This window comes from Psychromonas sp. SP041 (genome assembly GCF_000470315.2).
GTDB lineage: Bacteria > Pseudomonadota > Gammaproteobacteria > Enterobacterales > Psychromonadaceae > Psychromonas.
Genome location: NZ_CBRF02000083.1, coordinates 1 through 1,812, shown reverse-complemented (window position 1 = coordinate 1,812; position 1,812 = coordinate 1). Strand labels below are relative to the sequence as shown.

Sequence of the window (1,812 nt, the reverse complement as noted above, 5' to 3'; positions counted from 1 at the left end):
AAAATATTAGCTTCACGGCGACTGATCCAGGTGGTGAGTCAGTGACACAAGCGATTGTATTTACTGTTAACCCAGTGAATGATGCACCGACGTTAGCGGATGTGACGACTGCCATTACTGATACAGCAGCAGCGGATAGCTTTGATCCAACCACGGGTACATTAACCGCAACAGACGTTGATGATAGCGCCTTTACTTACGACTTCACTGACGGCACAGATACTCATGTGGGTACGTACGGAACATTAACCTTAGCAAGCGACGGCAGTTACAGCTTTACGCCAAACGCAGCAGCGATTGATGCGTTATCAAGCGACACCACTGAAACCTTCACGGTCCGTGTTACGGACAGTGGCGGCGATACTGGTATTGATAATGCCTTAAGCGATACCGCAACGTTTACAATAGATATCACGGCAGCGAACGATACGCCGATTAACAGTGCAGTTATCCCTGAACAAGTTAATGCAGAAGATTTTGCTGATTACAGCATTGATTTAAAACATTACTTTTCAGATGCAGAGACGTCTGTTGCAGATTTAGTTTATAGCGTTAATGGTAACAGCGACATTGGCGTGACGATTGTGGATGGTATTGCAACGATCAGCAGTGCAACGAGTCATTTCTCTGGTAGTGAAACAATAACCTTTAGTGCCACTGATGAAAATAATCTGACGGTTACTCAAGATGTTGTTTTTAGTATTGAGGAAGTAAATGATGCCCCATTATTAAGTGATGAAACGATATCTATCGAAGATACAGGTTTATTTGATTCATTCGATGATTTAACTGGGGTGTTAAGTGCGACTGATGTAGATGATACTAATTTTAATTATGACTTCTCAGATGGGAGTTTAACTCAAGTTGGGATCTATGGAACATTAAGTTTAACTGCTGCAGGTGATTATACCTTTGTATCAAATGAATCGAGTATTAATGCTTTGTCATCAAATACAACAGAAATGTTTGATATTAGAGTGAAAGATGAAAATGATGCTATAAGTAGAGCAACATTTACAGTAGAAATAATAGCTGCGAACGATACGCCGATTAGTAATACACCTATCGCAGACCAAACTCAAAGCGAAGACTTTAATGAATACACTATCGATTTAAAAGAATATTTCTCAGACGCTGAAACCGTGTCAGCAGACTTGGTGTACAGCGTCGCGGGTAACAGCGACATTGGCGTGACGATTGTGGATGGTATTGCAACGTTTACGAGCGCAACTGATAACTTCAATGGCGTTGAAAACATTAGCTTCACTGCAACTGACCCAGAGGGTGAGTCAGTGACACAAGCAATTGTATTTACTGTTAACCCAGTAAATGATGCACCGACGTTAGCGGAGGTGACGGCTGCTATTACTGATACAGCCGCAGCGGATAGCTTCGATGCAACTACCGGTACATTAACCGCAACGGACGTTGATGATAGCGCCTTTACTTACGACTTCACTGACGGCACTGATACCCATGTAGGTACGTACGGTACATTAACCTTAGCAAGCGACGGCAGTTACAGCTTTGCGCCAAACGCAGCAGCGATTGATGCGTTATCAAGCGACACCACTGAAACCTTCACGGTCCGTGTTACGGATAGTGGCGGCGATGCTGGTATTGATAATGCATTAAGCGATACTGCAACGTTTACGATAGATATCACGGCAGCGAACGATACGCCAATTAGCAGCGTAGCGATTGCAGACCAAACTCAAAGCGAAGACTTTGCTGATTACAGCATTGATTTAAAAGAATACTTCTCAGACGTTGAAACCGTGTCAGCAGACTTGGTGTACAGCGTCGCGGGTA

The 1,812-nt window shown here is 43.4% G+C and carries 1 protein-coding gene; it reads left to right on the top strand.

Annotated elements, in window-relative coordinates:
• Positions 1-1,812: Ig-like domain-containing protein (locus tag SP041_RS20610; RefSeq protein ID WP_205961230.1), on the top strand; the 1,812-nt coding region annotated here is incomplete at both ends.